Origin of the sequence: Streptomyces sp. RK62 (genome assembly GCF_018070255.1) — a bacterium.
GTDB lineage: Bacteria > Actinomycetota > Actinomycetes > Streptomycetales > Streptomycetaceae > Streptomyces > Streptomyces nigra.
Genome location: NZ_JAGPYD010000003.1, coordinates 267,546 through 291,943 on the forward strand (window position 1 = coordinate 267,546; position 24,398 = coordinate 291,943).

Sequence of the window (24,398 nt, forward strand, 5' to 3'; positions counted from 1 at the left end):
GCGGCGGGTGTCCCGCACGGCCCGGCCGCTCCGGCGGCGGCGGGTCAGTCGGGGAGGACGAGCCGGGCCGTGTCGCCGGGCTCGATCGACACCTCGCGGTCCGGCAGGCGGATGGTGATCGGGGAGATGTCGGAGGACGGGACCGCGATCTCCAGCAGGCCCCGCTCAAGGCGCAGCCGTACGCCCCAGTTGCCCTGGTAGAGCAGCGAGAACCCGTACGAGGACAGCTCGGGCAGCGGGACGGGGTCCAGGCGCAGCGCGCCGTCACGGGTCTCCAGACCGGTCAGTCCGCGCTGGACGAGGTCGAGGGTGCCGGCCATGGCGCCGAGGTGGATGCCCTCGCCGGTGGTGCCGCCCTGGACGTCGGCGATGTCGCCCTGGAGGGCCTCCTGGACGAACGCCCACGCGTCGCTGCGCCGGCACCGGGCCAGCACCCAGCCGTGGACCAGGCCGCTGAGGGTGGAGCCGTGACTGGTGCGGTGCAGGTAGTACTCGACCGTGCGCCGCCAGACGCCCTCGTCCAGCCGGTGCCCCAACCGGCGGAAGAGCGAGCCGAGTTCGGACGGCGAGAACAGATAGCCGAGCATCAGCACGTCGGCCTGCTTGGACGCCTTGTAGCGGTTGACGGTGTCGCCCTCGGCCTCCAGGATGCGGTCGAGCCGCCGGATGTCGCCGTACCGCTCCCGGTACCCCTGCCAATCCAGTTCGGCCAGGTCGCCGTAGCCCTCGAACTGGCTGATGACACCGTCGTGGAACGGCAGGTGCAGGGTGCGGGAGACCTCCTGCCACCGTTCCACCTCCCCGGCGTCCAGGGCGGTCCGCTCGGCGAGTTCGCGGCGGCGCGGCTCGGGCAGCATGTCCATCAGGTCGAGCGTGCGGGCCAGCACCCAGGCCGCGGTGACGTTCGTGTACGCGTTGTCGTCGAGGCCCGCGGTGTCGGCGTCCGGGTAGGCCTCGTGGTACTCGTCGGGTCCGACGACGCCCTTGATGCGGTGCCGGCCCAGCTCGTCGTCGTACTCGGCCTTGTCCGCCCAGAAGCGCGCGATCTGCAGCAGCGTCTCGGCGCCCTTGGTGTGCAGGAACTCCATGTCGCCGCTCGCCTCGCAGTACTGCCACACGTTGTACGCGATGGCGGAGCCCACATGGTGCTGGAGCCAGGAGTGGTCGGGCAGCCAGCGCCCCGAGCGCGGATTGAGGTGGAGCTGCTGGGTCTCCTCGCGTCCGTCGCTGCCGCTCTGCCACGGGTACATCGCGCCGCGCCGGCCGGCCCGCGCGGCGGTGGTGCAGGCCTGTTCCAGGCGCCGGTGGCGGTAGTGCAGCAGGGCGCGGGAGACCTCGGGGAAGTGCAGGTTGAGGAAGGGCAGGACGAACAGCTCGTCCCAGAAGACGTGCCCGCGGTAGGCCTCGCCGTGCAGGCCGCGCGCGGGCACGCCGACGTCGAGGTCGGCGGTGTGCGGGGAGAGGGTCTGCAGGACGTGGAAGAGGTGCAGCCGCAGGATGCGGCCGGGTTCGCCCGGCACCTCGAGTTCGGCGCGGCGCCACAGCTGGCCCCAGGCGACGCGGTGGGTGGCGGTCAGCGCGTCGAAGCCGGGCGCCCGGGCGACGCGGTCGACGGCGGCGTGCAGCGGGTCGCTGATGGCGGGGTCGTGGGAGGTGTGCAGGGCGACGGTCTTGTCGACGGTGACGGTGCGGCCGGGCGCGAGGTCGAGCGTGACGCACTGGACGATGCGGGACGTCTCGCGGCGGACCGTGACGAGGGCGCCTGCGGTGAACCGGGCGGCGAGGCCGATACGGACGTCGGACGTGCGGGTGCGGCAGCGCAGCCAGACCGAGTCCTCGGTGGAGACGCCGGTGTGGACGTGGGTGAGGTGGTGCCCGTCGAGGTCCCGGTAGCGCGCCACGCCCGAGTTGGTCACTCCCCCGTCCAGGGCTGCCTCGACCTCCAGCGGACCGGAAAGGCCCTCGGCGGTGAACTCGGTGCGCAGCGCGGCCACATGTGGGTCGGCCATATGTACAAGACGGCGTTGACGTACCGTCAGTGTCCGTCCGCCGCCGAGGTCGTACCGGGTCACGCGCTCCAGCACGCCCGCGGCCAGGTCGAGGGCCTGCCGGTGCTCCAGCACCTCCGTCGAGTCGGGGTCGATCCAGGCGCCGTCGGGCAGGCGGTAGCGCAGCGGAAGCCAGTTGGGGACGTTGACCATGTCCTCGTTCTCGACCGTGCGGCCGGCCACCTCCGAGGTGAGGCGGTTGTAGATGCCGGCCACATAGGTCCCCGGGTAGTGGACGTCGTCGGCATCGCACTCGGGGAGCGCGCCCCGGGTGGCGAAGTAGCCGTTGCCGAGCGTGCACAGGGACTCCCGCAGCCGCTCGTCGGCGGCCTTGTAGCCCTCGTACTCCCAGCTCCAGCCGTCCGCCCCGTCCGTGCCCACGTCCGTCACTTCGGCTCTCCTCCCGCACAGAGTTCCCCGAGGTCGCGTACGACGATGTCGGCGCCGTGCCGCAGCAGGCGCGCGGCGGTGTCCTCGCCGGCCGCCCGGTCCACGCCCACGACGAGGGCGAAGCCGCCGCGCCGCCCCGCCTCCACCCCGGCCAGGGCGTCCTCCACGACGGCGGCCCGTCCGGCGGGCACGCCGAGCCGGGCGGCCGCCTCCAGGAACAGGTCGGGCTCCGGTTTGCCGGCGAGGCCCAGCCGGGCCGCCTCGCCGCCGTCCACGAGGGCGTCGAACAGGTCGAGCACTCCGGCGCGGCTCAGCAGTTCCCCGGCGTGCCGGGACGCGGAGGCGGCGGCCCGGGGCACGCCCGCCGCCCGCAGCTCCCGCACCAGCCGTACGGTCCCCGGGTAAGCGTCGACGCCCTGTTCGCGGAGCCGGTCGGTGAACAGGCGTTCCTTGGCCGCCGCGACCTCCTGGACGGTCTCGGGGGTGGCGTCGACGCCGCGCGCGGCGAGGAAGGCGGCCGCCCCGTCGAGCCGGGACCTGCCGTCCACGTGCCGCACATAGTCGTCCCGTACGTCGAACGGGCGGCGCGCGGCGGGGTCGGCGGGCGGGTGTGCGCGCAGGTAGGCGTCGAAGGCCTCCTTCCACGCGGCGGCGTGCACGGTGGCGGACTCGGTGATCACCCCGTCGGTGTCGAAGACGACGGCGTCGACGTCCCGCAGGACGGGGGCGAGGGACCCCTCGGGAGCGGGGGCGGTCATGGCCACCGCCCCGGACGGGTGAGGCGCGGGGCCGGACGGGTGAGCGGGGAACGCGGTGCCGGTGGGCCGTCCGGGTGGTGCCCTGCGGGCCCGGCGGCGCGGATCGTGAGGCCCACGGCCTCCTCACCTCCCTGTCACGGCGGTCCCGCGCTCCGGCGGGATCCGCTCATGGGTACCCGCCGAGCCTGTCCCGTCACCGGAGTGCCGCCCATGGGCCGAACGTCCCGGGCGGCCGGCGTGGGCGATCAGAGCAGGGACGGGCCGCCGCCCAGCTCGGGGTAGAGCGCCTCGGCGCCCTGGGACAGCGCCCCCTGGACCCGTCGGCTGACGTCGTCGGCGACCACCTCGAGCAGCCCCGACTCGACCCCCTCCAGGGTGGTGCGGGCCACCACCGCGGGGTCCGCCTTCGGTCCCGGGACGGCCGCTGCCATCTCGGTGGCGAGGTAGCTGACGTGCAGGGCGGTGACCTGGGTCCCCTGACCCGCGAGGGCGAGCCGCAGCGCGTTGGTCACCGACCACTCGGCGGACTTGGCCGCGGCGTACCCGGCGCTGGGGACGATCGACACCCAGGACAGGACGGACAGGACGTTGACGAGGGCGCCGCCGCCGTTGCGGCCGAGGATCGGGGCGAAGGCCCGGCTCATGGCGAGGGTGCCGAGCACATGGGTCTCGAACTCCGTGCGGAAGGAGTCCAGTTCGGAGGTGAGGATGTGCGCCCGGGTCGTGGAGCCGGCGTTGTTGATCAGGAGGGTGACGTCCTCGGCGAGATCGGCCGCGGCGAGGACGGAAGTGTGGTCGGTGATGTCCACGGCGACCGGTTCGGCCTCCGGCACGGTGACCGTCGCGGGATCCCGTGCTCCGGCGTAGACCTTGGCGGCCCCGGCGTCGAACAGGGCCCGGACAAACTGCTCCCCGAGCCCGCGGTTGGCGCCGGTGACGAACGCGACGGAGCCTTCCACCTTCATGCGCGTACCTTCCGGGCGGGTGCTCCCGGGGGCCGGCGACCGGTCGTCGACGAGGCGGTGCGGCAGCCCGCGGCGGTCCCTACGAAGCTATATCGCCCGACCGGCCGCCACCACTTGACGCGGACCGCCCCGCCCCGCGACCCCCGCGCCCGGCCGCCGGACGTGCGGCGCCGGGCACGGGGGCCGCGCCGGTCACCAGGCGCTCGCGCCGCCGTCGACGGGGTAGTTTGCGCCGGTGATGTAGCCCGCCCGCTCCGAGGCGAGGAACGCGGCGAGTTCGACGATCTCCTCGGGTCGGGCGAAGCGCTTCAGGAGCGTCTTGCTGGTGATCGCGTCCCTGGCCGCCTGGTTGTCGCCGAGGTCACGGTCGCTGGCCGGGGTCAGCACCGGTCCGGGGCTGATCGCCACCGCGCGGATGCCGTGCGGGGCCCCCTCCAGCGCGAGTTGCCGCGTCATGCCGATGACACCGGCGTTGGCGGCCGTGTGGGCGACCATCGGAGGGGTGGCCCCGGCGATCAGTCCGGCCTCGGAGGCGATGTTGATGATGACCCCGCCGCCGCGTCGGACCAGGTGCGGCCAGGTGTACTTCGACACGAGGAAGGGGATGTCGAGTTCGCCGGCGATGGTCGCGTGCCAGTCCTCGACCGAGAAGTCCGGCATCGGGCCGAAGCGCTGCATCGCCGCGTTGTTGTAGACCACGTCGAGCCCGCCGTACGCAGCGGCGGCCTCGTCGGCCAGCCGTCGTACCGCCTCCGGGTCGGTGAGGTCGATCGGGGCGATGCTCGTCATCTCGCCGCCCGCGCGGCGGACGAGGTCGACGGTCTCCGCGTCGGCCTCGGCCTGGATGTCGGTACCGACGATCCGGGCGCCCTCGCGGGCGAGGACGAGCGCCGCGACGCGGCCCATGCCGCCGGCGGTGCCGGTGATGAGGGCCACCTTGCCGTCGAGTGTTCCCATGGCACTGCTCCTGAGTGTGAGGTGCGTGGCGCGGGTGTGTGCCACGCGAGGGGGACGGAGGCCCCGTCGGCCGGGGCGCCCCGGCGGGGGTGTGCCCTCCCGCCCTATTTACTTGACGTGTCAAGCACCTGCTGCAACCACACCCGCGGCCGATCCATTCCCGGATTCAGGCGGCCTCGCCGGACGCGCGCGCTTTCGTCACCGCACGGCCGAGTTCCGTCTGCGGGAACCGGTCCAGCATGGCGCGCAGTTCAGCGGCGTCGACGTACGCGCCGAAGGGCTCGGTGCCCGGCTGGAGCCGCACGCCGTCGGTGAGGGTCCCCGCCGCGACGGGGTCGAAGCCGAGCGCCCCGACCAGCCCGGCCACCACGGCCACGTCCTCGGGGCGGTCACCGGCGACGGCGATCGCCTTGCGGTCGGCGGCGCCGGCGGGCCGGGCCCCGCCCTCGAGGTCGTGATAGCCCATGTGGTTGAACGCCTTGACCACGCGGGCGTCCGGCAGGAACGCCTGGACCATCGCGCTGGTGGAGCGGCGCGGGTCGCCGAGGTCGTCGCGGATGCCGTCGACCTCCCACCAGTAGTTCATGGCGTCGATGACCAGCCGGCCCCGCAGCGCCTCCACCGGGACGCTCCGGTACCGGCCGAGCGGCAGGGCCAGAATCACCACGTCTGCCCCGGAGGCGGCCTCGGCGGGGGTCACCGGGACCGCGCCGGGCGCCAGGACGTTCACGGTGAGGGCGATGGCGTCGGCCCCCTTCGACCCCGCGATGAGCACGCGGAAGCCCGCCGCGAGGGCGAGCCGGGCCAGGACGGTCCCGAGCTTGCCCGCGCCGAGGATGCCGATCGTGCGGATGTCCGTGTCCATCGGATCTCCTTCCGTTCTCCTTCGGTTCCTTCGCGGTCAGCCGGCCAGGAGGTCGCGGACCATCGGGATCACCTTGGCGCCGTACAGCTCGACCGCGCGGAGCCGGGCACCGACGGGCAGCGCGCCCGCGGTGTAGAGGAGGTCGAACCGGCCGACGCCGAGCTTGCGGACATTGGCGGCGATCTTGCGGGCGACCGTCTCGGGCGAGCCGATGTAGAGCGAGCCGTGCCCGATCTCGGCCTCGAACTCGCGGCGCCGCAGCGGGGGCCAGCCGCGCTGGGCGCCGATGCGGTCGCGGATCTCCCGGTACGGCTGCCAGTACAGCTCGCGGGCCTCCTCGTCGGTGTCGGCGACGAAGCCCGGCGAGTGCATGCCGACCGGGTGGGCGGTGGTGCCGAGCTGGTCGGTGGCCTGCCGGTAGAGGTCCACGTACAGGGCGAAGCGCTCCGGGGGGCCGCCGATGATCGCGAGCATCATCGCGAGGCCGTGCCGTGCGGTGCGCACCACGGACTGGGGCGATCCGCCGACGCCGACCCAGGTGGTGAGGCGCCCGGACTCGGTCCGGGGGAGCACCTGGGCGTCCCGCAGCGGGGCGCGCACCGTGCCCTCCCAGGTGACGGGCCGCTCCTCCAGAAGGCGCACGAACAGGTCGAGCTTCTCCTCGAACAGCACCTCGTAGTCGGCGAGGTCGTGACCGAAGAGCGGGAACGACTCGGTCGAGGAGCCACGGCCGAGGATGACCTCGGCACGGCCGTGGGACAGCGCGTCGACCGTGGCGAACCGCTGGAAGACGCGGACCGGGTCGTCCGAGCTGAGGACGGTCACCCCGGAGGACAGCAGGATGCGGCTGGTGCGCGTGGCGATGCCGGCGAGCACGGTCTCCGGGGTGGACACGGCCCACTCGGGGCGGTGGTGCTCCCCCACGGCGAGCACGTCGACGCCGATGCCGTCGGCCAGGACGGCTTCGTCGACGACCTGCCGGATCGCCGCGGCGTCGGTGAGCGGGAGACCGGCGTCGTCCACGGGCACGTCACCGAAGGTGTCGAGGCCGAGAACGAGGTCGGACGGGTCGGTCACGGTGGACATGGGCGGGCTCCTTCGGACGGGGAGTCGGGCGGGCATCGGGACCTCACCCGCTATTGCTTGACACGTCAAGCATCATCGAACGATACTTGACTCGTCAAACGAAAGGGGGCGGGATGGGCGGCAGCCGCCGGGCCTACCCGACGACCGAAGAGCTGCGGATCTGGCGGGACTTCATCGAGACCGCGCAGGCCCTCCGCACCGAGCTGGCCGCACGCCTGCAGAAGGACTCGGCCCTGTCCCCCGGCGACTACGGGACGCTGCTGGCGCTCAGCGAGGCGGACGGCCGCCGCCTACGGCCCTCCGCGCTGGCCCGCACCCTCGGCTGGGAGCGCAGCCGGCTCTCCCACCAGCTGGGACGCATGGAGCGCCGGGGTCTCGTACGGCGTGAGGAGTGCGCCACCGACAGCCGGGGCGCCGAGGTGGTGCTCACCGACGAGGGCGCCCGGGCGTTCCGGGCGGCGGCACTCCCCCATCTGATCGCGATTCGCGAACTGTTCGTGGCCCCGCTCACGCCGGAGCAGATCACGGCGGTGGGCGACGCCCTGGCGGCCCTGCGGGAGGGCACGGGAACGCGATGGGACCGCTGAACACACGCCGTCGGATGCGGTCTTCGCCGGGTCGCGCCCGCGCGGGACGCCCCGGTGGTGCCGTAGATTCTGGAGCAGGACGATCACCCGGACGGAGCCGGCCATGACGACCACGCCACTCGCCCGCCAGGACTGCGCGGTCGCGGTCCTCGGCGGGCCGACCGCCGTCATCGACATCGGCGGGCTGCGGATCGTGAGCGATCCGACCTTCGACGCGGCGGGCCCGCACGGCTATCTCACCAAGACGGCGGGACCGGCCCGCACCGAGGCGGCCGTGGGCCCGGTGGACCTGGTGCTGGTCAGCCACGATCTGCACCCGGACAACCTCGACGAAAGGGGCCGCGCGTTCGCGCTGACCGCGCCGCTGGTCCTGACCGGGCCCGTCACCGCGTCCCGGCTCGGACCCCCGGCGCACGGGCTCGCCCCCTGGACCAGCCACTCCCTGCCGCGCGGCGACGGCCAGGGCGACCTCACGGTGCTCGCGGTGCCCGCGGTGCACGGCCCGGAGGACGCCGAGCGCGACGCCGACGGGAACGTCAACTGCGAGGTCACCGGCTTCGTCCTGTCCGGTGAGGGGCTTCCGACGCTGTACGTCAGTGGCGACAACGCCTCGATCCGGGTCGTGGCGGAGATCTCCCGTCGCGTCCCGGACATCACGGCGGCCGTGCTGCACGCCGGGGCCGCCCGGGTGCCGGTGAAGTACGACGGACGGCCGCTGTCCCTCGACAGCCGGCGGGCCGCCGCAGCGGCGGCCGTCCTCGGCGCCGACGTGGTGGTGCCGGCCCACTACGACGGCTGGGCGCACTTCTCCGAGGGGTTCACCGACCTGGAACTCGCCTTCCACGAGGCGGGCCTGTCCTCGCTGCTGCGGACCGCGCCGCATGGATCGTGGGTGGACCTGCGCCCCTGAGACCCCACACGGCGTGCGGCCCAGGGGCCCTCACGGTGTGCGGCCCACGGGGAAGGGGAGCAGCATGGGGCAGTGGGGTTCGTGGCCGTGACTCCCTCCGCGAGCGTGGCGCGCGCCCTGTCCGGAGCGGCGCTGTGACGGCGGGAGTGACCATGAGCGCGAAGCTGCTGTTTGTGATATCCGGAGCCTCCTACTGGACGCTCAAGGACGGGACCAGGCACGCGACCGGCTACTGGGCCGAGGAGTTCGCCGCCCCCTACCGGGCGTTCACGGACGCCGGTCACCAGGTCACGGTGGCGACGCCCCGCGGTGTGGTGCCGACCGTCGACATGATGAGTCTGCGCCCCGACATGGCCGGGAGCGCCGAGACCGCGCTCGAACTGGAGCAGATCATCCGCTCCGCGGAGGAGATGCGGCGCCCCCTCCAACTGTCCGACGCGCGGCTGGAGGACTACGACGCCGTGTACTTCCCGGGCGGCCACGGCCCGATGGAGGACCTGTGGGAGGACCCTGACGCGGGACGGCTGCTGACCGCGGCCCTCGCCTCGGGCAAGCCGCTGGCCGTGGTCTGCCACGCGCCGGCCGCCCTGCTGTCGACCAGGATCCGCGGTGTCTCCCCGTTCGCGGGCTACCGGGTCACCGGCTTCACCAACGACGAGGAGGAAGGCGTCGGGCTGGCCTCCCGGGCGCGGTGGCTGCTGGAGGACGAACTGAAGGTGCTCGGCGTGGACTTCGTCCGCGGCGACATGTGGAAGCCGTACACGGTGGTCGACCGCAACCTCTACACGGGGCAGAACCCGGCGTCGGCGGAGGCCCTGGCGGCCGAGCTGCTGAAGGTCCTGTAGCGCGGCGGCGGCCGGAACTGTCGGTCGGTTGTGCGCAATAGACTGTGTTCATGGCAGATACGACGGCGGTCGAGCCGCTCGACCAGGACGAGGAGGCGTTCCTCCGCGCGCTCGGACGCGTGATGGCGTACCTGCCGCGCGTCGTGGACGCCGACATGGCCAAGGAGCAGCCGATCACCAGCAGCGAGTACACCGTGCTGGTGCATCTGTCCGAGGCTCCCGGGAACCATCTGCGGATGAGCGATCTGGCGCGGATGTGCGGGCTCTCCCTGAGCGGTGTCACCCGTGTGGTGAAGCGCCTGGAGGCGCAGTCGCTGGTGCTGCGCGAGAAGTGCCCGGACGACGGCCGGGCCTGGCTGGCGAGCCTCACCGACGAGGGCTGGGAGCGGCTGAAGCTGGCCTGGCCGACCAACCTCGCGAGTGTGCGCCGGCACATCTTCTCCCGCCTCGAGGGCTGTGACATCGCCGCCGCCGCCCGGGTCCTGGAGCGCATCGCCGCGGACGACTGACCGGCGACGGCCGCCCCGGCCCCCGCGCGTGCGGGTGACCGGGGCGGCCGTGCGTCAGGCGGCGGTGCGCAGCGGGGCCAGCGCCGTGGACCAGGCCACGACCTTCTCCCGCGTCACCCCGACGGATGCGGTCGGGTGGGGCGGGGCGCCCCGGCCGGGCACAGTCACGAGCGATGACCTCTCGCGAAGGGCCGGAGCACATGAGCGCCGCCGAGCAGTTCGCCGTTCAGGAGGTCACGCCGTCCTACTGGCGCGTGACCTTCTCCAACGGCGCGATCAACCTGGTCGACCCCGACACCGTGGAGCAGCTCGCGGAGCTGATCACCCGTATCGAACGGGCCCCCGATCTCACGGTCGTCGTCTTCCGCAGCGCCCATGAGGACTTCTTCATGGCGCACTGGGACATGCTGTCCGACACCGCCCGGGTGGCCGCGATGAGCCCGGCCGCCTCCGGGCTGCATCCGTACGCCGACAACATGTACCGCCTGGCCCGGGTGCCCGCCCTCACCGTCAGCGAGATCGCCGGGCGGGCCCGGGGCGCCGGCAGCGAGTTCGTCCTGGCGACCGACGTCCGGTTCGCCGGGCCCCGCGCCGTCCTCGGGCACTTCGAGGTCGGTGTCGGCTCGGTGCCCGGCGGGAACCCCGCCGGGCGGCTGGCCCGGCTGCTCGGCCGGGGGCGGGCGCTGGAGGTGCTGCTGGGCGCCGACGACTTCCCGGCCGGTCTGGCGGCGGCGTACGGCTACGTCAACCGCGTGGTGCCGGAGGACCGGCTGGAGGACGTCGTGGACGCCTTCGCGCGCCGCGTCGCCGGTTTCGACAAGGTGGCGGTGTCCGGGACCAAGGCGCTGGTCGACGCGGTCACCGAGCCGCCCGTCGAGGAGTTCGCGGCGGCCCTGGCCGCGTTCTTCCGGACCTCGGGGCGGCCGGAGAACAGCGCCCGTGTCAGACGGCTCTTCGACGCCGGTCTGCAGCAGCCGGACGGCGCCGAACGCGACCTCGGGCGGCACTTGGGACCATCGACCTGACGCCGGGCCGCGCTCTCGCGGAGGCACACCTTCCCCCGGCCCGGGGAACAGGAGGACGCGCCATGCCGATCACCTTCCCGGGGGCCGTCGCGGACGCCGCCCACGCGCATGTGCGCGAGGTGCTCGACCCGCCGATCCTGCACCACAGCGTCCGGGTGTGGCTGCTGGCCGACCACATCGGCCGGCGGGAGGGCGTCGACGGCGTCGAGCGCGAAGCCCTCGCGGTCGCGTGTCTGTTCCACGACTCGGGGACGGCCGCCGTCTACGACGGGCCGCAGCGGTTCGAGGTGGAGGGCGCCGACGCGGCCCGCGCGTTCCTGGCGGCGTACGACTGGCCGGAGCCGCTCGTGCGGAGCGTCTGGGAGGCGATCGCGCTGCACACCTCCCCGGGGATCGCGGAGCGGATGGGCACCCTGCCCCGGCTGGTCCGGGAGGGCGTCCTCGCCGACTTCGGGCACACCGACCTGATCCCGCCCGGCGACGAAGAGGCTCTGGCCTCCGCCCTCGCCGCCTTCCCGCGCCAGGACATCGAGGCCGCGCTGAGCGGCGCGGTGGTCGCGCAGGCGCTCAGGAACCCGGAGAAGGCCCCGCCGTCGAGCTGGCCGGGCGGGCTGCTCGCCGCCCACCGCGCGGAGCAGGACCGGGACGGCTCCAACCCCGCTTTCTGACCCACGCGGCCGGGGGTCCCCCGGACACCAGGACTCCCGCGGAGGTGACCGGTGCGGCCACAAGGTCGATACTTCGGACAGCGGGACTTCCACGGGCCCCGCGTGCGATCGTTGCCCCGTACCCACTCCGAACAGCCCAGACGCAGGTCGCCAGGTCATCTGGTGAGCTTCCCGGGAGGTACTCATGAAGATGCTGATCAACGTCGCGGAGACCGTGGTCGCGGACGCGCTGCGCGGGATGGCCGCCGCGCACCCCGAACTCGTCGTCGACGTGGAGAACCGGGTGATCGTGCGGCGGGACGCCCCCGTCGCGGGCAAGGTCGGGCTGATCTCCGGCGGAGGTTCGGGGCACGAGCCGCTGCACGGCGGATTCGTCGGTCCCGGCATGCTGTCGGCGGCCTGTCCCGGCGAGGTGTTCACCTCCCCGGTGCCGGACCAGATGGTGCGGGCCGCGGCCGCCGTGGACAGCGGGGCCGGGGTGCTCTTCATCGTGAAGAACTACACGGGCGACGTCCTCAACTTCGACATGGCCGCCGAACTCGCCGAGGACGAGGGCGTCCAGGTCGGCAAGGTGCTCGTCAACGACGACGTCGCGGTGACCGACAGCCTCTACACGGCCGGGCGGCGCGGCACGGGCGCGACCCTGTTCGTGGAGAAGATCGCCGGGGCCGCCGCCGACGAGGGGCAGCCGCTGGAGCGGGTGGAGGCCGTCGGGCGGCAGGTCAACGAGAACGCGCGCAGCTTCGGCGTCGCGCTGAGCGCCGTCACCACGCCCGCCAAGGGCAGCCCCACCTTCGACCTGCCGGCCGGCGAGCTGGAGCTGGGCATCGGCATCCACGGCGAGCCCGGCCGCGAGCGGCGGGCGATGATGACCTCGGGCGAGATCGCGGACTTCGCGGTCGGCGCCATCCTGGACGACATGACCCCGCGCAACCCGGTCCTCGTCCTGGTCAACGGCATGGGCGCGACCCCGCTGCTGGAGCTGTACGGCTTCAACGCCGAGGTGCAGCGGGTGCTCGCCGAGCGCGGGGTCGCGGTCGCGCGCACGCTGGTGGGCAACTACGTCACCTCGCTGGACATGGCCGGTGCCTCGGTCACCCTGTGCCAGGTCGACGAGGAGCTGCTGCGGCTGTGGGACGCGCCGGTGAGCACACCGGGCCTGCGCTGGGGTATGTGATCCGGGGCCGCACGAACACGAGCCACCTGCCACGCAAGGAGATCAAGTGCTCGACGCCGACTTCTTCCGCCGTTGGATGACGGCGACCGCCGCCTCCGTGGACCGCGAGGCGGAGAACCTCACCGCCCTCGACTCCCCCATCGGCGACGCCGACCACGGCAGCAATCTGCAGCGCGGGTTCGCCGCGGTCACGGCGGCGCTGGAGAAGGAGCAGCCGCAGACGCCCGGCGCGGTCCTGATCCTGGCCGGACGGCAGCTCATCTCCACGGTGGGCGGGGCGTCCGGGCCGCTGTACGGCACGCTGCTGCGCCGTACCGGCAAGGCGCTGGGCGACGCGGCCGAGGTCGGCGCCGAGCAGTTCGCGGAGGCCCTGCGTACCGGGGTCGATGCGGTCATGGCGCTCGGGGGCGCCGCTCCGGGCGACGCGACCATGCTCGACGCCCTCGTCCCCGCCGTGGAGGCGCTGGGCGACGGGTTCGCCGCGGCGGCGACGGCCGCGCGGGAGGGTGCCGTCGCGACGACGCCGATGCAGGCGCGCAAGGGACGGGCCAGCTATCTCGGGGAGCGCAGCATCGGGCACCAGGACCCGGGCGCCACGTCCTCGGCGCTGCTCGTCCAGGCTCTCGTGGAGGCGTCCGATGAGTGAGGCGAAGGAAGGCCGGCTGGTCGGCATCGTGCTGGTCTCGCACAGCGCGCAGGTGGCCGCGTCGGTGGCCGAGCTGGCGCAGAAGCTGGCGGGCGGCGGGACCGATGTGCCCGTGGCCCCCGCGGGCGGCACCGAGGGCGGTGGGCTGGGCACGAGCGCCGAGCTGATCGCGGCGGCGGCCGCGTCGGTGGACCGGGGTGCCGGGGTCGCGGTCCTCACCGATCTGGGGAGCGCGGTCCTCACCGTGAAGGCGCTGCTGGCCGAGGGCGACGAACTGCCGGAGAACACCCGGCTGGTGGACGCGCCGTTCGTGGAGGGCGCGGTGGCCGCGGTCGTGACGGCGGCGGCGGGCGCCGACCTCGCGGCGGTGGAGGCGGCCGCGGCGGACGCGTACAGCTACCGGAAGGTGTGAGCGGCGAGGGGTGCCGGCCGGGGGCCCCTGTCCGTCACTGTCCGCGCGTGAACTCCCTGGCCACGCGCTCCCCGGCGCGGACGGCCTCGGCCGCGTCCTCGATGGGCTTGACCACCTGGTCCTTGAAGACGATGTAGGTGACCCCGGACGCGGCGCCCCCGGAGCGGGGGTCGGCGGGGATGCCGAGCGCCTCGGCGGCGGCGTACGACGCCTCGCCGATGATGTCGTACGGGCCGACGTCGCCGACGACCGCGTACCGCACCCGGCCCTGGTGGATGACGGCGGCGAGCGAGCCGCCGCGGATCCCGTGGTCCCGGTAGTCCCATATGGTGCTCGGCGTCGGCACCACGATGTAGGGCAGCTTCTCGGCGCTCAGATAGCGGCCGTCGGACTGGGTGAACGCGGTGGCGGAGGAGAAGTGCGGGTCCGTGCGCCGGCTGCAGCGTGCGGTGGGGCGGCCGTCGCAGTCGATGTCCATGTCGGCCTTCCAGAACACCGCGTCCTCGGTCCCGCAGACCGGAACGGTCGCGGGCCGGCCGCTGTCCGTGCGGTAGCGGCCCCGGGAGACCTGGGCGCATCGGTTCACCTTGGCCAGCAGTTCGGCGGCGGTGACGTCGGCCTCCTGACTCACCCTCGGCTCCTCCGGAACGGGTGGCGGCGAGGGCGGCGGGCTCGTCGGGGCGAGCAGGGCGGCTCCTGCCGCGGCCAGCGTCAGCGCGTACGATCGCACGATTCGGGGCCTCACGTCGGGGACACGGACACGCGTCCACCGGCGACCCGGGGATGGGACCCGGCGGTCACGCACCGTGCACCGCACCGGCGAACACTCAGCCCAATCTGGTGGCCGTCCGATCATGCTGCCACCAGAGGGGTCCGTACGGTGCACACCGGCGGTGTCACGGCGGGGCGGCTCCGGGCGTCCGCCGGCGGCCGGGGGCCTGACTCCCTGACGGATCCAGGCCCCGGGCCACCCGCGTCCGGCGCGGGATCAGCGACGACAGCGGCCCACGCCGAGGGCATGAACTCCCGAGCCCTCGAGGGAAGTTCAGCCATGAGGACCTTCAGCATACGGAACGCCCTCCACCGGTCACCAGCGGCCACCCCTTCGCCCGCCCTCCTGCCCGCCCGCTTCCCCGCCCCTCTCGTCCGCCCTCTTGATGTGAGCGCGTCAGCGGGGTCATATTGGTCCGGACCATTGCCGTCGGTCGCCTTCGGGAGGCAGAGCCGTGCGACGCGTGTCCGCCCTCGTCCCCGCCGTCTGCGCCGCGCTCGTGCTCTCGTCCTGCGCCTGGGGCGGGGACGACGGCACGGGCGCCCGTCCGCCGGGGGCGCCGACCGGGGTGACGGCGCGGGCGGGCAGCGCGACCAGCGTCCATGTGATGTGGAACGCCGTACGGGCGGGCGATGCCGACGGGATCCGCGGCTACGAGGTGTACCGGGGCGGCACCAAGGTCGTGGAGGTGCCGGGCTCCGCGCACATGGCCGACGTCACCCGGCTGGAGCCCTCGCGCGGCTACGCGTTCACGGTCCGCGCCCGGGACACGGAAGGGCGGCTCGGGCCACCGAGCCGGACGGTCCGGGCGACCACCCCGGCGGCCGTGGCCGCGGACCGGGCGGCGCCGAGCCGGCCCGGGCGGGCGAAAGGGCGCGCGGTCGGCAGCCGGGCCGTCCAGCTGTCGTGGACGCGATCGACGGACGACCGGGACGTCCTGTCGTACGACGTCTATCAGGGCGACACGAGGATCCACAGTGTGGGCGGGAACCAGACGGCCACCGTGGTCACCGGGCTGCGGGCCGGGACCCGGTACTCGTTCACCGTGCGGGCCCGGGACGCCGCCGACAATCTGTCCCCGGCCTCGGACGCCGTGCGTGTCACCACACCGGGCACCGACGACGGCCGCGGCACCGCGCCGACGGACTTCCGGGCCACGACCCGGCGCGCGGACGGGGCGTACCACGTCGATCTGAGCTGGACACCGCCGCGCACGGACGGCACCGTCACGGAGTACCAGGTCCAGCTCGACGGGCGGGTGGCCACCTCGCTGGTGTTCGGCGGGAACCCGCCGCGCGAGAAGGCCACGTACAGCTTCTATCTGGGGCCGGAGGCCGGGGTGCGGCACCGGGTGCGGATCCGGGCCATGCTGCCGGACGGCACCTGGGGCGGCTTCTCGGCGGAACGGACCGTGACGACCGGGCCGTGAACGGCCTGTCGGGGCCGGCCGGGCGCCAAACCCGCTACGGCCGCCGGTCCCCCGAACGCGGCGCCGCGTCACCTGACCGGCGGATGCCCGCATGCGCCCCGGCCCCGGTACGCGTTGGCTGCACCTGAGGCAGCACGGGCGTTCCCGACCTACGGCGGCGCAACGGACGTACCGCCGACCGTGCCGCCGGAGGGCAACTCATGCGCAATACCTCGCTCTTCCGCTCGGGCCTGACCGTGGCAGCCGCCTCCGCACTCCCCCTGTTCGCGGCCGCCGTCCCGGCCACCGCACAGACGGGGATCTCCGTGAGCACCACCGGCTCCACGGTCTCCGTCACGACCAGCGCGTGCACCCGGTCGAACGGCAGCTGGGGCACCGCCTCGCTGCTCAACAGCCGGCAGTCCAACTTCTCGCAGGGCCGCAGGGTCTCCCTGACCGGCACGGAGGCCCTGCAGTCGGCGGCGTGGTCCGACGTGAGCTCCGGGACCCACACCGTCATCGTCATCTGCTCCGACGGCACCCGGGCCGGCACCCAGGCCGTCATAGTCTCGCCGACCGCGCGGCCCACGATCTCGGCCACGACCACCGCCTCGGCCACCCCCTCGCGCGGCGTGATGGGCGGCGTGGGCGGCAGCAGCCGCGACTACGGCACGCTGACCATGGTGGGCGGCGGTGTCCTGGTCGGCGCGGGGGTCGCGGGGACCGCCTGGTACCTGCGCCGCCGCTCGTCCCGGCCGCGCCACCTCTGACGGCCGCCCACCACCCGCACGGTCCCGGGACTCACCCTGTCCCGGGGCTCACGCGGTCCCGGGCTCACGCGGTCCCGGGTCCGGGCACGTCCTCCGGGAACTCCTCCAGCGCGTGCGTGAGCCACCGGGTCCAGAAGGTCTCCAGGTCGATCCCGGCGCGCAGCACCAGATGCCGCAGCCGGTCCTGGGAACTGTCCCGGCCGGGCGGGAAGTCGCGCTTCTCGATCTCCTCGTACTCGGCGAGCTGACGCCGGTGCAGTTCGAGATGGCGGCGCAGGTCCTCCCCGAGGCCCGCGGTGCCCACGACCGCGGCGGCACGCATACGCAGCAGCAGCGTGTCGCGCATCGGCCGCGGGTCCTGGGAGGCGGCGGTCCAGCGGGCCAGTTCGGCACGGCCCGCGGGCAGCACCTCGTAGCTCTTGCGCTGCCCGCGGGCGGGCTGTTCGGACGGCAGGGCCCGGATGAGCCCGTCGGTCTCCAGTCGTCCCAGCTCGCGGTAGATCTGCTGATGCGTCGCCGACCAGAAGTAACCGATCGACTTGTCGAAGCGACGGGTCAGCTCCAGCCCCGAGGACGGTTTCTCGAGCAGGGCCGTGAGGATCGCGTGCGGGAGTGACATGGGCTCATCCTAGGGACGCGCTCCGGGCGCCCTACAGGCTCGCCGCCAGCTCGGTGCCCTGCTTGATGGCCCGCTTGGCGTCGAGTTCGGCGGCCACGTCGGCGCCGCCGATCAGGTGCGCGCTGCGGCCCGCGGCGAGCAGCGCCTCGTACAGGTCGCGGCGCGGCTCCTGCCCGGTGCACAGCACCACGGTGTCGACCTCGAGGACGGTGCTCTCGTCGCCGACGGTGACATGCAGTCCGGCGTCGTCGATACGGTCGTAGCGCACACCCGGGACCATGGTGACGCCCCGGTGCTTCAGTTCGGTGCGGTGGATCCAGCCGGTCGTCTTGCCGAGGCCGGCGCCGACCTTGCTGGTCTTGCGCTGGAGCAGGTGCACGGTGCGCGGGGGTTCGGGGCGCTCGGGTGCGGTGAGTCCGCCGGGGGCCGTGTAGTCCATGTCGACGCCCCAGAGCCGGAAGTACGTCTCCGGGTCCTCGTTCGCCTTGTCGCCGCCGTCGGTGAGGAACTCGGCGACGTCGAAGCCGATGCCGCCCGCGCCGAGGACGGCGACGCGGTCGCCGACCGGGGCCCCGTCGCGCAGGACGTCGAGGTAGCCGACGACGCTCGGGTGGTCGACGCCCGGGATGTCCGGGACGCGCGGGGTGACGCCGGTGGCGACGACGACCTCGTCGTAGCCGGCGAGGTCGTCGGCCGACACCCAGGTGTTCAGGCGGACGTCGACGCCCTGCCAGTCGAGCTGGTGGCGGTAGTAGCGCAGCGTCTCGTCGAACTCCTGCTTGCCGGGGACCTTGCGGGCGACGTTCAGCTGGCCGCCGATCTCGCCGGCGCCGTCGAACAGCGTGACGTCGTGGCCGCGTTCGGCCGCGCTCACCGCGCAGGCCAGGCCGGCGGGTCCGGCGCCGACGACCGCGACCCGCTTGCGCAGCCGGGTCGGGGACAGGGTCAGCTCGGTCTCGTGGCAGGCGCGCGGGTTGACCAGACAGGAGGTGATCTTGCCGCTGAAGGTGTGGTCGAGGCAGGCCTGGTTGCAGCCGATGCAGGTGTTGATGGCCTCGGGCCGGCCGGCCGCGGCCTTGGCGACGAAGTCGGGGTCGGCGAGCATCGGACGGGCCATCGACACCATGTCCGCGCGGCCGTCGGCCAGCAACTCCTCGGCCAGTTCGGGGGTGTTGATGCGGTTGGTGGTGACGAGCGGGACCGACACCTCGCCCATCAGCCGCTGGGTGACCCAGGTGTACGCGCCGCGCGGCACAGAGGTGGCGATGGTGGGGATACGGGCCTCGTGCCAGCCGATGCCGGTGTTGATGATGGTCGCGCCGGCGGCCTCGACGGCCTTCGCGAGGGTGATGACCTCGTCCAGCGTGGAGCCGCCGGGGACCAGGTCGAGCATGGACAGCCGGTAGACGATGATGAAGTCCTCGCCGACGGCCTCGCGCACCCGGCGCACGATCTCGACCGGGAAGCGCATGCGGTTCTCGTAGGCGCCGCCCCAGCGGTCGGTGCGGTGGTTGGTCTGCGCGGCGATGAACTCGTTGATCAGATAGCCCTCGGAGCCCATGATCTCCACGCCGTCGTAACCGGCGCTCCGGGCGAGGCGGGCCGCGCGGGCGTAGTCGTCGATGGTCCGCTCGACCTCGGCGTCGGTGAGCTCGCGGGGCGGGAAGGGGCTGATCGGCGCCTGGAGGGGGCTCGGGGCGACCAGGTCCTGATGGTAGGCGTACCGCCCGAAGTGCAGGATCTGCATCGCGATCCTGCCGCCCTCGCGGTGCACGGCCTCGGTGATGACCTGGTGCTGCTCGGCCTCCGCCTCGGTGGTGAGTTTGGCGCCGCCCTCGTAGGGCCGCCCCTCGTCGTTGGGGGCGATGCCGCCGGTGACGATGAGGCCCACGCCGCCGCGTGCCCGCTCCGCGTAGAAGGCCGCCATGCGCTCGAAGCCGCGCTCGGCCTCCTCCAGGCCCACGTGCATCGAGCCCATGAGGACCCGGTTGGGCAGCGTGGTGAAGCCCAGGTCGAGCGGGCTCAGCAGATGCGGGTAACGGCTCATGGGGGCCTCCGTCGCGGTGTCGTCTGACGTAGTTGTAGAGGACCGCGGCGCCTTTATGCAACTAGTTGCACAACAGCTTGGGCGTGACTCCGGACACGGGGGGCGGGGAGCGGGAGTGGGGGTGGGTGGGTACTGGACACATGGCGTCCGCGCACACGGTGTCCCGGCACACGGCGTCCGGACACACGGAGGCCGCACACATGGCGTCCGGGCACACGGAAGCCCGCGTACCGGTGGTACGCGGGCCTCGGTGTGCCGGTCGCCCGGGGGGCGTGGGCTTCTACGACGCTCCGGAGCGGCTCTCCAGGACCACGTGGAGTTCCCGCTCCTGGTCGCCGGAGGCCGAGGCGAGGTCGTGGACGGTGAACAGGGAGTCCAGGGTGCTACGGAGCCGTTCGATGGCCCAGTAGCCGCCCTGCGCGTCCGCCTCGACGCGCGACGAGAGCCGGGCCGGGGGCGGGCACTGCTGCGCGTCCGTCACCTCGAACGTGCCGAGCCACACCATCGGCCGGGTCTCGTGGAGCTGCTGCGGCACGTCGTCCGGCCCCCGGTCCGACTCGAAGCACGTGGACAGCGCGTCGAAGACGATCCGGGCGTCCTCCTTGTTGCATCCGCTGATCTCGACGGACACAGCTTCGTCGTGCAGTCGTTCACGATCCATCGTGATCGCTCCTCTCGTGGCCACACCGCGGTGCCACGGGTAGCCCGCGGAACCGGACCCCAACCCAAGAAAAGCACCACACATGCCGGCGCACTACCGGCGAGGCCGTTCCCATGGGTCCCCGGCCACCGCTCAGCCCCTGGTGAACCGGTACGTCTTGCTGTCGGTCAGCACACAGAAGCCCGGCGAGATGACGATGACGCGCAGGGTGCCGGTACGGCGGTCGTAGTCGATGCCCTCCGTCTCGAAGGAGCCCGAGCAGGAGCTGCGCAGCGGGAGCTGGCGCAGGGCGGTGACCCGGCCCGTGACGTCGGAGGTGCCGGGGGCGGCGGAGAGGTCGATCTGCAGCAGGGGCTTGGTGGTGCCGAAGAGGCTGCCGTCGGGGTCGTCGGACGAGCACAGCAGTGTCGTGGCGTCACGGAAGTCGCAGCCCTGCACATCGCGGACGGGCCGGTCGAGCCGGATGCTGGAGGTCCAGGGCAGGTTCGCCGAGGGGGACGTGGACGGGTTGACGCCGGGCGTCGGGTGGACGAGCAACCGGGTCATGGTGCCCCACTCGCCGGAGACCATCCACTGCCCGCCCGGTGAGATCGCGACGAAGGAGTTGTTCAGCGCCTCGCCGGGGCCCAGCGCGTGGACGTACTCGGACCAGCCGCCGCCCGGCGCCTGGACCCGGAACATCTTCGCGGAGCCCGAGTCGGCCTGGTACGGCTCGATGTAGTAGCCGTCGTAGGAGGCGTCGGGGTCGCCCACATGGTTCCAGCCGCGGTTCCTGACCGACAGAGGGATGGTGCCGATGCCGGTGTAGCGGTTGGCGCTGTTCGCCGGGACCTCGACGGACGTCAGCCCCTGGCTCTCGGTCAGCGGGTCGGCACGGTCGGAGCCGACCTCCGTCCAGGTGTCGGCCGCCTGCGCGGGCGTGGCGGTGGACAGGACGGCGGCCGAGGCGAGGGCCACGAGGCCCGTCAGCAGGGCGTGACAACGTTGCCGGGCACGCTGGGCCATGGGGCGGCTCCTTGGGGGGGTGGGGGCGCGTCGGCGGACAGTGTGGCGGCCCCACATGGTCATGTACAGACCAATGACAGCCATGTCCGTTGTAGCGTCCGCCACAGTCGCCGTCCCACGTGTGTCTTCGGCACCCACCCGCTGTCGTGTTGAGGGATGGTGGAGGTGAGCGACCGAGGGGGCCCGAACACCGTCGGACGCGGTAGAACAAGGGGAGTCGGCACAGGGGATCGACGTGCCACGACTACGGGCGAAGGCGGTGCGTGGGATGTCTCCAGGCGAACGTCCCATGGCCGGGGGCGACGAGCCGACCCGGGGACCGATGGGTCCGAGCGGACTCCTCGACGTGCTCAAGGTGGCGTCCGTCGTGCTGGACGTCGAGGGCCGCATCGTGCTCTGGAGCCCTCAGGCCGAGGAGCTGTTCGGCTATCCGGCGCGCGAGGCGCTCGGCGAGTACGCCGCCCGGATCATGGTCCACGAACAGCACCTGGATCTGGTCGTCAAGCTCTTCGCCGACGTCATGGAGACCGGCGAGGGCTGGGCCGGCGCCTTCCCCATCCGGCGCAAGGACGGCGGCACCCGCTTGGTCGAGTTCCGCAACATGCGGCTGCTCGACGACCAGGGCGACGTCTACGCCCTCGGCCTGTGCGCCGACCAGTCGACGGTCCGTCAGGTGGAGCGGGACGTCGCGCTGTCCACGCGCACCATCGCCCAGGCGCCCGTCGGGCTCGCCGTCCTCGACACCGAGCTGCGCTACGTCTCCGTCAACCCGGCGCTGGCCGAGCTGAACGGCCTCCCCGCCGAGGCGCACCTCGGCCATATGCCGCACGAGCTGATGCAGGACGCCGAGGCGGCCCGCACCGTGGAGGCGGCGCTGCGCGCCGTGCTGCGCACCGGGGAGCCGGTCATCAACCGGCGGATCGTGGGCCGTACCCGGGCCCACCCCGACATGGACCGCTTCTGGTCCATCTCCCTGTACCGCCTGGAGGACACCGCCGGGACGGTGCTCGGCGTGGCCGGGATGGCGGTGGACATCACCGAGCAGCACCAGGCCGCGGTCGCGGCGGAGACCGCACGGCGCCGGCTCGCACTGATCGCCGATGCCTCCGCCCGGATCGGCACCACGCTGGAGCTGGACCGTACGGCCGGCGAGCTGGCGGACGTCGCCGTGCCGGAGCTCGCCGACGTGGCCGCGGTGGATCTGCTGGACGCCGTCGTGCAGGGCCGGCGCAGCACCCTCGGCCCCGCCGAGCCGGCGGTGATCCGCGCCCTCGCCGTCCGCTCGGCACACGACACCGGCGCCGTGGAGGCCGCCGATCCGCCCGGGCACATCGCCCGCTACGGGCCCGACCGTCTGGTCACGGAGTGCGTGCGCACGGGCGACCCGGTGCTGGTGGCGCGGGTCGGCGAGGAGGACCTGCCGCGTATCGCCCGCTCCCCCGAGGCCGCCCGTCAGCTCGGCCGCGCTGGACTGCACTCGTATCTCGCGGTGCCGCTGATCGCGCGCGGCGAGGTCCTCGGCGCCCTCGACCTCAAGCGCATCCACAACCCGCTGCCGTTCAGCGAGGACGACCTGCTGCTCGCCCGCGAGCTGGCCGCCCGCGCGGCCATCCAGATCGACAACGCCCGCTGGTACCAGAACGCCCGCGACACGGCCCTGACCCTCCAGCGCAGCATGCTGCCCAGCCACCCGCCGGTGACCGGTGGCCTGGAGGTCGCCTCCCGGTACCAGCCGGCCGGCGCGGCCGCGGAGGTCGGCGGCGACTGGTTCGACGTGATCCCGCTGGAGGGCGCCAAGACGGCGCTGGTCGTCGGCGACGTCATGGGCAGCGGCATCGAGGCCGCCGCGACGATGGGCCGGCTGCGCACCGCGACCCACACCCTGGCCTCCCTCGATCTGGAGCCGACGCGGCTCCTGGAGCACCTCGACACGATCACCCAGGGACTCGACCACTCCATCGCGACCTGTGTGTACGCCGTCCACGACCCGGAGCTGCGGCAGTGCCGCATCGCCAACGCCGGGCATCTGCCGCCCGTCCGCGTCCGCCCCGGCCGGCCGCCCGAGCTGCTGGAGCTGCCGACGGGCGCCCCGCTCGGCGTCGGCGGCGTCGCCTTCTCCACGACGACCGTCGACCTCGCACCGGGCGACCAGCTCGTCTTCTACACCGACGGTCTGGTGGAGACCCGCCGGCACCCGCTGGACGAACGCCTCGACGCGCTCCTCGCCCTGCTCGACGACCCGGGGCGTCCGCTGCAGGAGTGCTGCGACCTCCTGCTGCGGACGCTGCACCAGCCCGAGAACTCCGACGATGTGGCGCTGCTCATCGCCCGGGTGCTCGACCCCGCCTGAGCGGCCCGCACATGTGGTCGTCGGCCAGGTCTGAGACCTGGCCGACGACCACATGTGCGTAGAGCTCGTCGGAGACCAGCAGGCGGGCCGACAGCCCACTGGCCGTGAAGGTCTCCATGGCCTGCGGCGCCTGGCGCTCGCTGGTCTCGATCAGCAGGCAGCCGCCCGGCGCGAGCCAGCGCGGTGCCTCGGCGGCGACCCGGCGCAGCACGTCCAGGCCGTCCGGGCCCCCGTCGAGCGCCACCAGCGGCTCGTGCTCCCGCGCCTCGGCGGGCAGCAGCGGCACCTCGCCGGTGGGGACGTACGGCACGTTCGCCGCGAGGATGCCGACGCGGCCGCGCAGCCCGGCGGGCAGGGCCTCGAACAGGTCGCCCTCGTGCACCCGGCCATCGAAGGGCGCCACGTTGCCGCGGGCGCAGCGCACGGCGGCGGGGTCGATGTCGGCGGCGTGCAGTTCGGCCCCGTCGAGCGCGGCGGCGAGGGCAGCGCCGACCGCGCCGGACCCGCAGCACAGGTCGACGACCACCCGGGCGTCGGGGACGTGGGCGAGCGCCTGCCGCACCAGGAACTCGGTCCGGCGGCGCGGGACGAAGACGCCGGGTGCGACGGTGATCCGCAGACCGGCGAACTCGGCCCAGCCGACGACGAGTTCCAGAGGAAGACCGCTCACGCGCCGGTCCACCAGGGCGGCCAGTTCGCCGGGGTCGGCGGCTGCGGAGAGGATGAGCCGGGCCTCGTCCTCGGCGAACACACAGCCGGCGGCGCGCAGGGCGCTCACGACGGCGTCGTGGGAGAGGGGTGAGGGAGAGGCGGGGGGCCGGAACGGGGGCGGGGACGCGGGGGGCATGGAAGCCGAGAGCCTTTCGGAGGGCCGAAGGGTGCTCTGGCGGTCGCCTAGCGGCGGAGGTCCGCGCCGAT

24 protein-coding genes are annotated in these 24,398 nt (G+C 73.5%); 12 read left to right on the forward strand and 12 right to left on the reverse strand.

Going from position 1 to position 24,398, the window contains the following annotated elements; genetic code table 11:
- Positions 1 to 44: 44 nt before the first annotated feature.
- The 6 genes from KBY32_RS07585 to KBY32_RS07610 form a co-directional block, all read right to left on the reverse strand.
- A complete protein-coding gene (locus tag KBY32_RS07585) occupies positions 45 to 2,438 on the reverse strand; it encodes a glycosyl hydrolase family 65 protein (RefSeq protein ID WP_308293670.1) in 2,394 nt (797 codons plus the stop codon).
- Entirely contained in the window at positions 2,435 to 3,196 is a 762-nt protein-coding gene (locus KBY32_RS07590; RefSeq protein ID WP_210979335.1) for an HAD family phosphatase, read from the reverse strand. Before KBY32_RS07590 ends, KBY32_RS07585 begins: the two co-directional genes overlap by 4 nt.
- Before the next feature lie 245 nt (positions 3,197 to 3,441).
- On the reverse strand, positions 3,442 to 4,161 hold the full coding sequence (locus tag KBY32_RS07595) for an SDR family oxidoreductase (RefSeq protein WP_210979336.1): 720 nt from the start codon (positions 4,159 to 4,161) through the stop codon (positions 3,442 to 3,444).
- Positions 4,162 to 4,353: 192 nt separating this feature from the next.
- Positions 4,354 to 5,118, reverse strand: a complete 765-nt coding sequence (locus tag KBY32_RS07600; RefSeq protein WP_210979337.1) for an SDR family NAD(P)-dependent oxidoreductase — start codon at positions 5,116 to 5,118, stop codon at positions 4,354 to 4,356.
- A 166-nt stretch (positions 5,119 to 5,284) separates the two neighbouring features.
- Positions 5,285 to 5,983: an NADPH-dependent F420 reductase gene (locus KBY32_RS07605; RefSeq protein WP_210979338.1), complete on the reverse strand. Its 699-nt coding sequence runs from the start codon at positions 5,981 to 5,983 to the stop codon at positions 5,285 to 5,287.
- A gap of 36 nt (positions 5,984 to 6,019) precedes the next feature.
- Positions 6,020 to 7,069 carry an LLM class flavin-dependent oxidoreductase gene (locus tag KBY32_RS07610; protein ID WP_210979339.1) on the reverse strand — a complete coding sequence of 350 codons (1,050 nt, stop codon included), beginning with the start codon at positions 7,067 to 7,069 and terminating at the stop codon, positions 6,020 to 6,022.
- A gap of 113 nt (positions 7,070 to 7,182) precedes the next feature.
- On the opposite strand from KBY32_RS07610, the gene KBY32_RS07615 reads away from it, so the two are divergent.
- The 9 genes from KBY32_RS07615 to dhaM all read left to right on the forward strand — a co-directional run bounded on the left by KBY32_RS07615 (position 7,183) and on the right by dhaM (position 13,848).
- A complete protein-coding gene (locus KBY32_RS07615) occupies positions 7,183 to 7,656 on the forward strand; it encodes a MarR family winged helix-turn-helix transcriptional regulator (RefSeq protein ID WP_210979340.1) in 474 nt (157 codons plus the stop codon).
- Between the two features lie 103 nt (positions 7,657 to 7,759).
- Positions 7,760 to 8,566, forward strand: coding sequence for an MBL fold metallo-hydrolase (locus KBY32_RS07620; protein WP_210979341.1), 807 nt, complete (start codon positions 7,760 to 7,762; stop codon positions 8,564 to 8,566).
- A gap of 152 nt (positions 8,567 to 8,718) precedes the next feature.
- Positions 8,719 to 9,411, forward strand: coding sequence for a type 1 glutamine amidotransferase domain-containing protein (locus KBY32_RS07625; protein ID WP_055619678.1), 693 nt, complete (start codon positions 8,719 to 8,721; stop codon positions 9,409 to 9,411).
- Positions 9,412 to 9,461: 50 nt separating this feature from the next.
- Positions 9,462 to 9,920, forward strand: a complete 459-nt coding sequence (locus KBY32_RS07630) for a MarR family winged helix-turn-helix transcriptional regulator (protein ID WP_055620148.1) — start codon at positions 9,462 to 9,464, stop codon at positions 9,918 to 9,920.
- 173 nt (positions 9,921 to 10,093) lie between these two features.
- Positions 10,094 to 10,945 carry an enoyl-CoA hydratase/isomerase family protein gene (locus tag KBY32_RS07635; RefSeq protein ID WP_247689128.1) on the forward strand — a complete coding sequence of 284 codons (852 nt, stop codon included), beginning with the start codon at positions 10,094 to 10,096 and terminating at the stop codon, positions 10,943 to 10,945.
- 62 nt (positions 10,946 to 11,007) lie between these two features.
- Entirely contained in the window at positions 11,008 to 11,613 is a 606-nt protein-coding gene (locus tag KBY32_RS07640) for an HD domain-containing protein (protein WP_210979342.1), read from the forward strand.
- Between the two features lie 184 nt (positions 11,614 to 11,797).
- Positions 11,798 to 12,790, forward strand: a complete 993-nt coding sequence (dhaK, locus tag KBY32_RS07645; protein ID WP_210979343.1) for a dihydroxyacetone kinase subunit DhaK — start codon at positions 11,798 to 11,800, stop codon at positions 12,788 to 12,790.
- Between the two features lie 46 nt (positions 12,791 to 12,836).
- The gene (dhaL, locus tag KBY32_RS07650) at positions 12,837 to 13,436 is read left to right on the forward strand and encodes a dihydroxyacetone kinase subunit DhaL (RefSeq protein WP_210979344.1); all 600 of its coding nucleotides are present in this window, start codon (positions 12,837 to 12,839) and stop codon (positions 13,434 to 13,436) included.
- Positions 13,429 to 13,848, forward strand: coding sequence for a dihydroxyacetone kinase phosphoryl donor subunit DhaM (gene dhaM, locus KBY32_RS07655; RefSeq protein ID WP_210979345.1), 420 nt, complete (start codon positions 13,429 to 13,431; stop codon positions 13,846 to 13,848). The genes dhaL and dhaM overlap by 8 nt, the downstream gene beginning before the upstream one ends.
- 34 nt (positions 13,849 to 13,882) lie before the next feature.
- On the opposite strand, the gene KBY32_RS07660 is transcribed toward dhaM, so the two are convergent.
- Positions 13,883 to 14,578: a glycoside hydrolase family 75 protein gene (locus tag KBY32_RS07660; RefSeq protein WP_210979346.1), complete on the reverse strand. Its 696-nt coding sequence runs from the start codon at positions 14,576 to 14,578 to the stop codon at positions 13,883 to 13,885.
- 496 nt (positions 14,579 to 15,074) lie between these two features.
- Between KBY32_RS07660 and KBY32_RS07665 the strand changes: the two genes are divergently transcribed.
- Positions 15,075 to 16,049, forward strand: coding sequence for a fibronectin type III domain-containing protein (locus tag KBY32_RS07665; protein ID WP_210979347.1), 975 nt, complete (start codon positions 15,075 to 15,077; stop codon positions 16,047 to 16,049).
- Positions 16,050 to 16,249: 200 nt separating this feature from the next.
- Positions 16,250 to 16,798 carry a hypothetical protein gene (locus tag KBY32_RS07670; protein ID WP_055619669.1) on the forward strand — a complete coding sequence of 183 codons (549 nt, stop codon included), beginning with the start codon at positions 16,250 to 16,252 and terminating at the stop codon, positions 16,796 to 16,798.
- Positions 16,799 to 16,862: 64 nt separating this feature from the next.
- Here KBY32_RS07670 and KBY32_RS07675 read toward each other — a convergent pair whose 3' ends face one another.
- The 4 genes from KBY32_RS07675 to KBY32_RS07690 form a co-directional block, all read right to left on the reverse strand.
- Complete coding sequence (locus tag KBY32_RS07675) at positions 16,863 to 17,417, reverse strand: PadR family transcriptional regulator (protein WP_210979348.1); 555 nt, start codon at positions 17,415 to 17,417, stop codon at positions 16,863 to 16,865.
- Positions 17,418 to 17,448: 31 nt separating this feature from the next.
- Positions 17,449 to 19,464 (reverse strand): NADPH-dependent 2,4-dienoyl-CoA reductase, encoded by a 2,016-nt coding sequence (locus tag KBY32_RS07680; protein WP_210979349.1) that lies wholly within the window; start codon positions 19,462 to 19,464, stop codon positions 17,449 to 17,451.
- Between the two features lie 280 nt (positions 19,465 to 19,744).
- Entirely contained in the window at positions 19,745 to 20,125 is a 381-nt protein-coding gene (locus tag KBY32_RS07685; RefSeq protein WP_210979350.1) for a hypothetical protein, read from the reverse strand.
- Positions 20,126 to 20,257: 132 nt separating this feature from the next.
- A complete protein-coding gene (locus KBY32_RS07690) occupies positions 20,258 to 21,130 on the reverse strand; it encodes a hypothetical protein (protein WP_210979351.1) in 873 nt (290 codons plus the stop codon).
- A 289-nt stretch (positions 21,131 to 21,419) separates the two neighbouring features.
- Here KBY32_RS07690 and KBY32_RS07695 point away from each other — a divergent pair, with 289 nt between their 5' ends.
- Complete coding sequence (locus KBY32_RS07695) at positions 21,420 to 23,480, forward strand: SpoIIE family protein phosphatase (RefSeq protein WP_210979352.1); 2,061 nt, start codon at positions 21,420 to 21,422, stop codon at positions 23,478 to 23,480.
- Here KBY32_RS07695 and KBY32_RS07700 read toward each other — a convergent pair.
- A complete protein-coding gene (locus tag KBY32_RS07700) occupies positions 23,452 to 24,327 on the reverse strand; it encodes a putative protein N(5)-glutamine methyltransferase (protein WP_210979353.1) in 876 nt (291 codons plus the stop codon). The genes KBY32_RS07695 and KBY32_RS07700 overlap by 29 nt on opposite strands.
- Positions 24,328 to 24,398 lie beyond the last annotated feature (71 nt).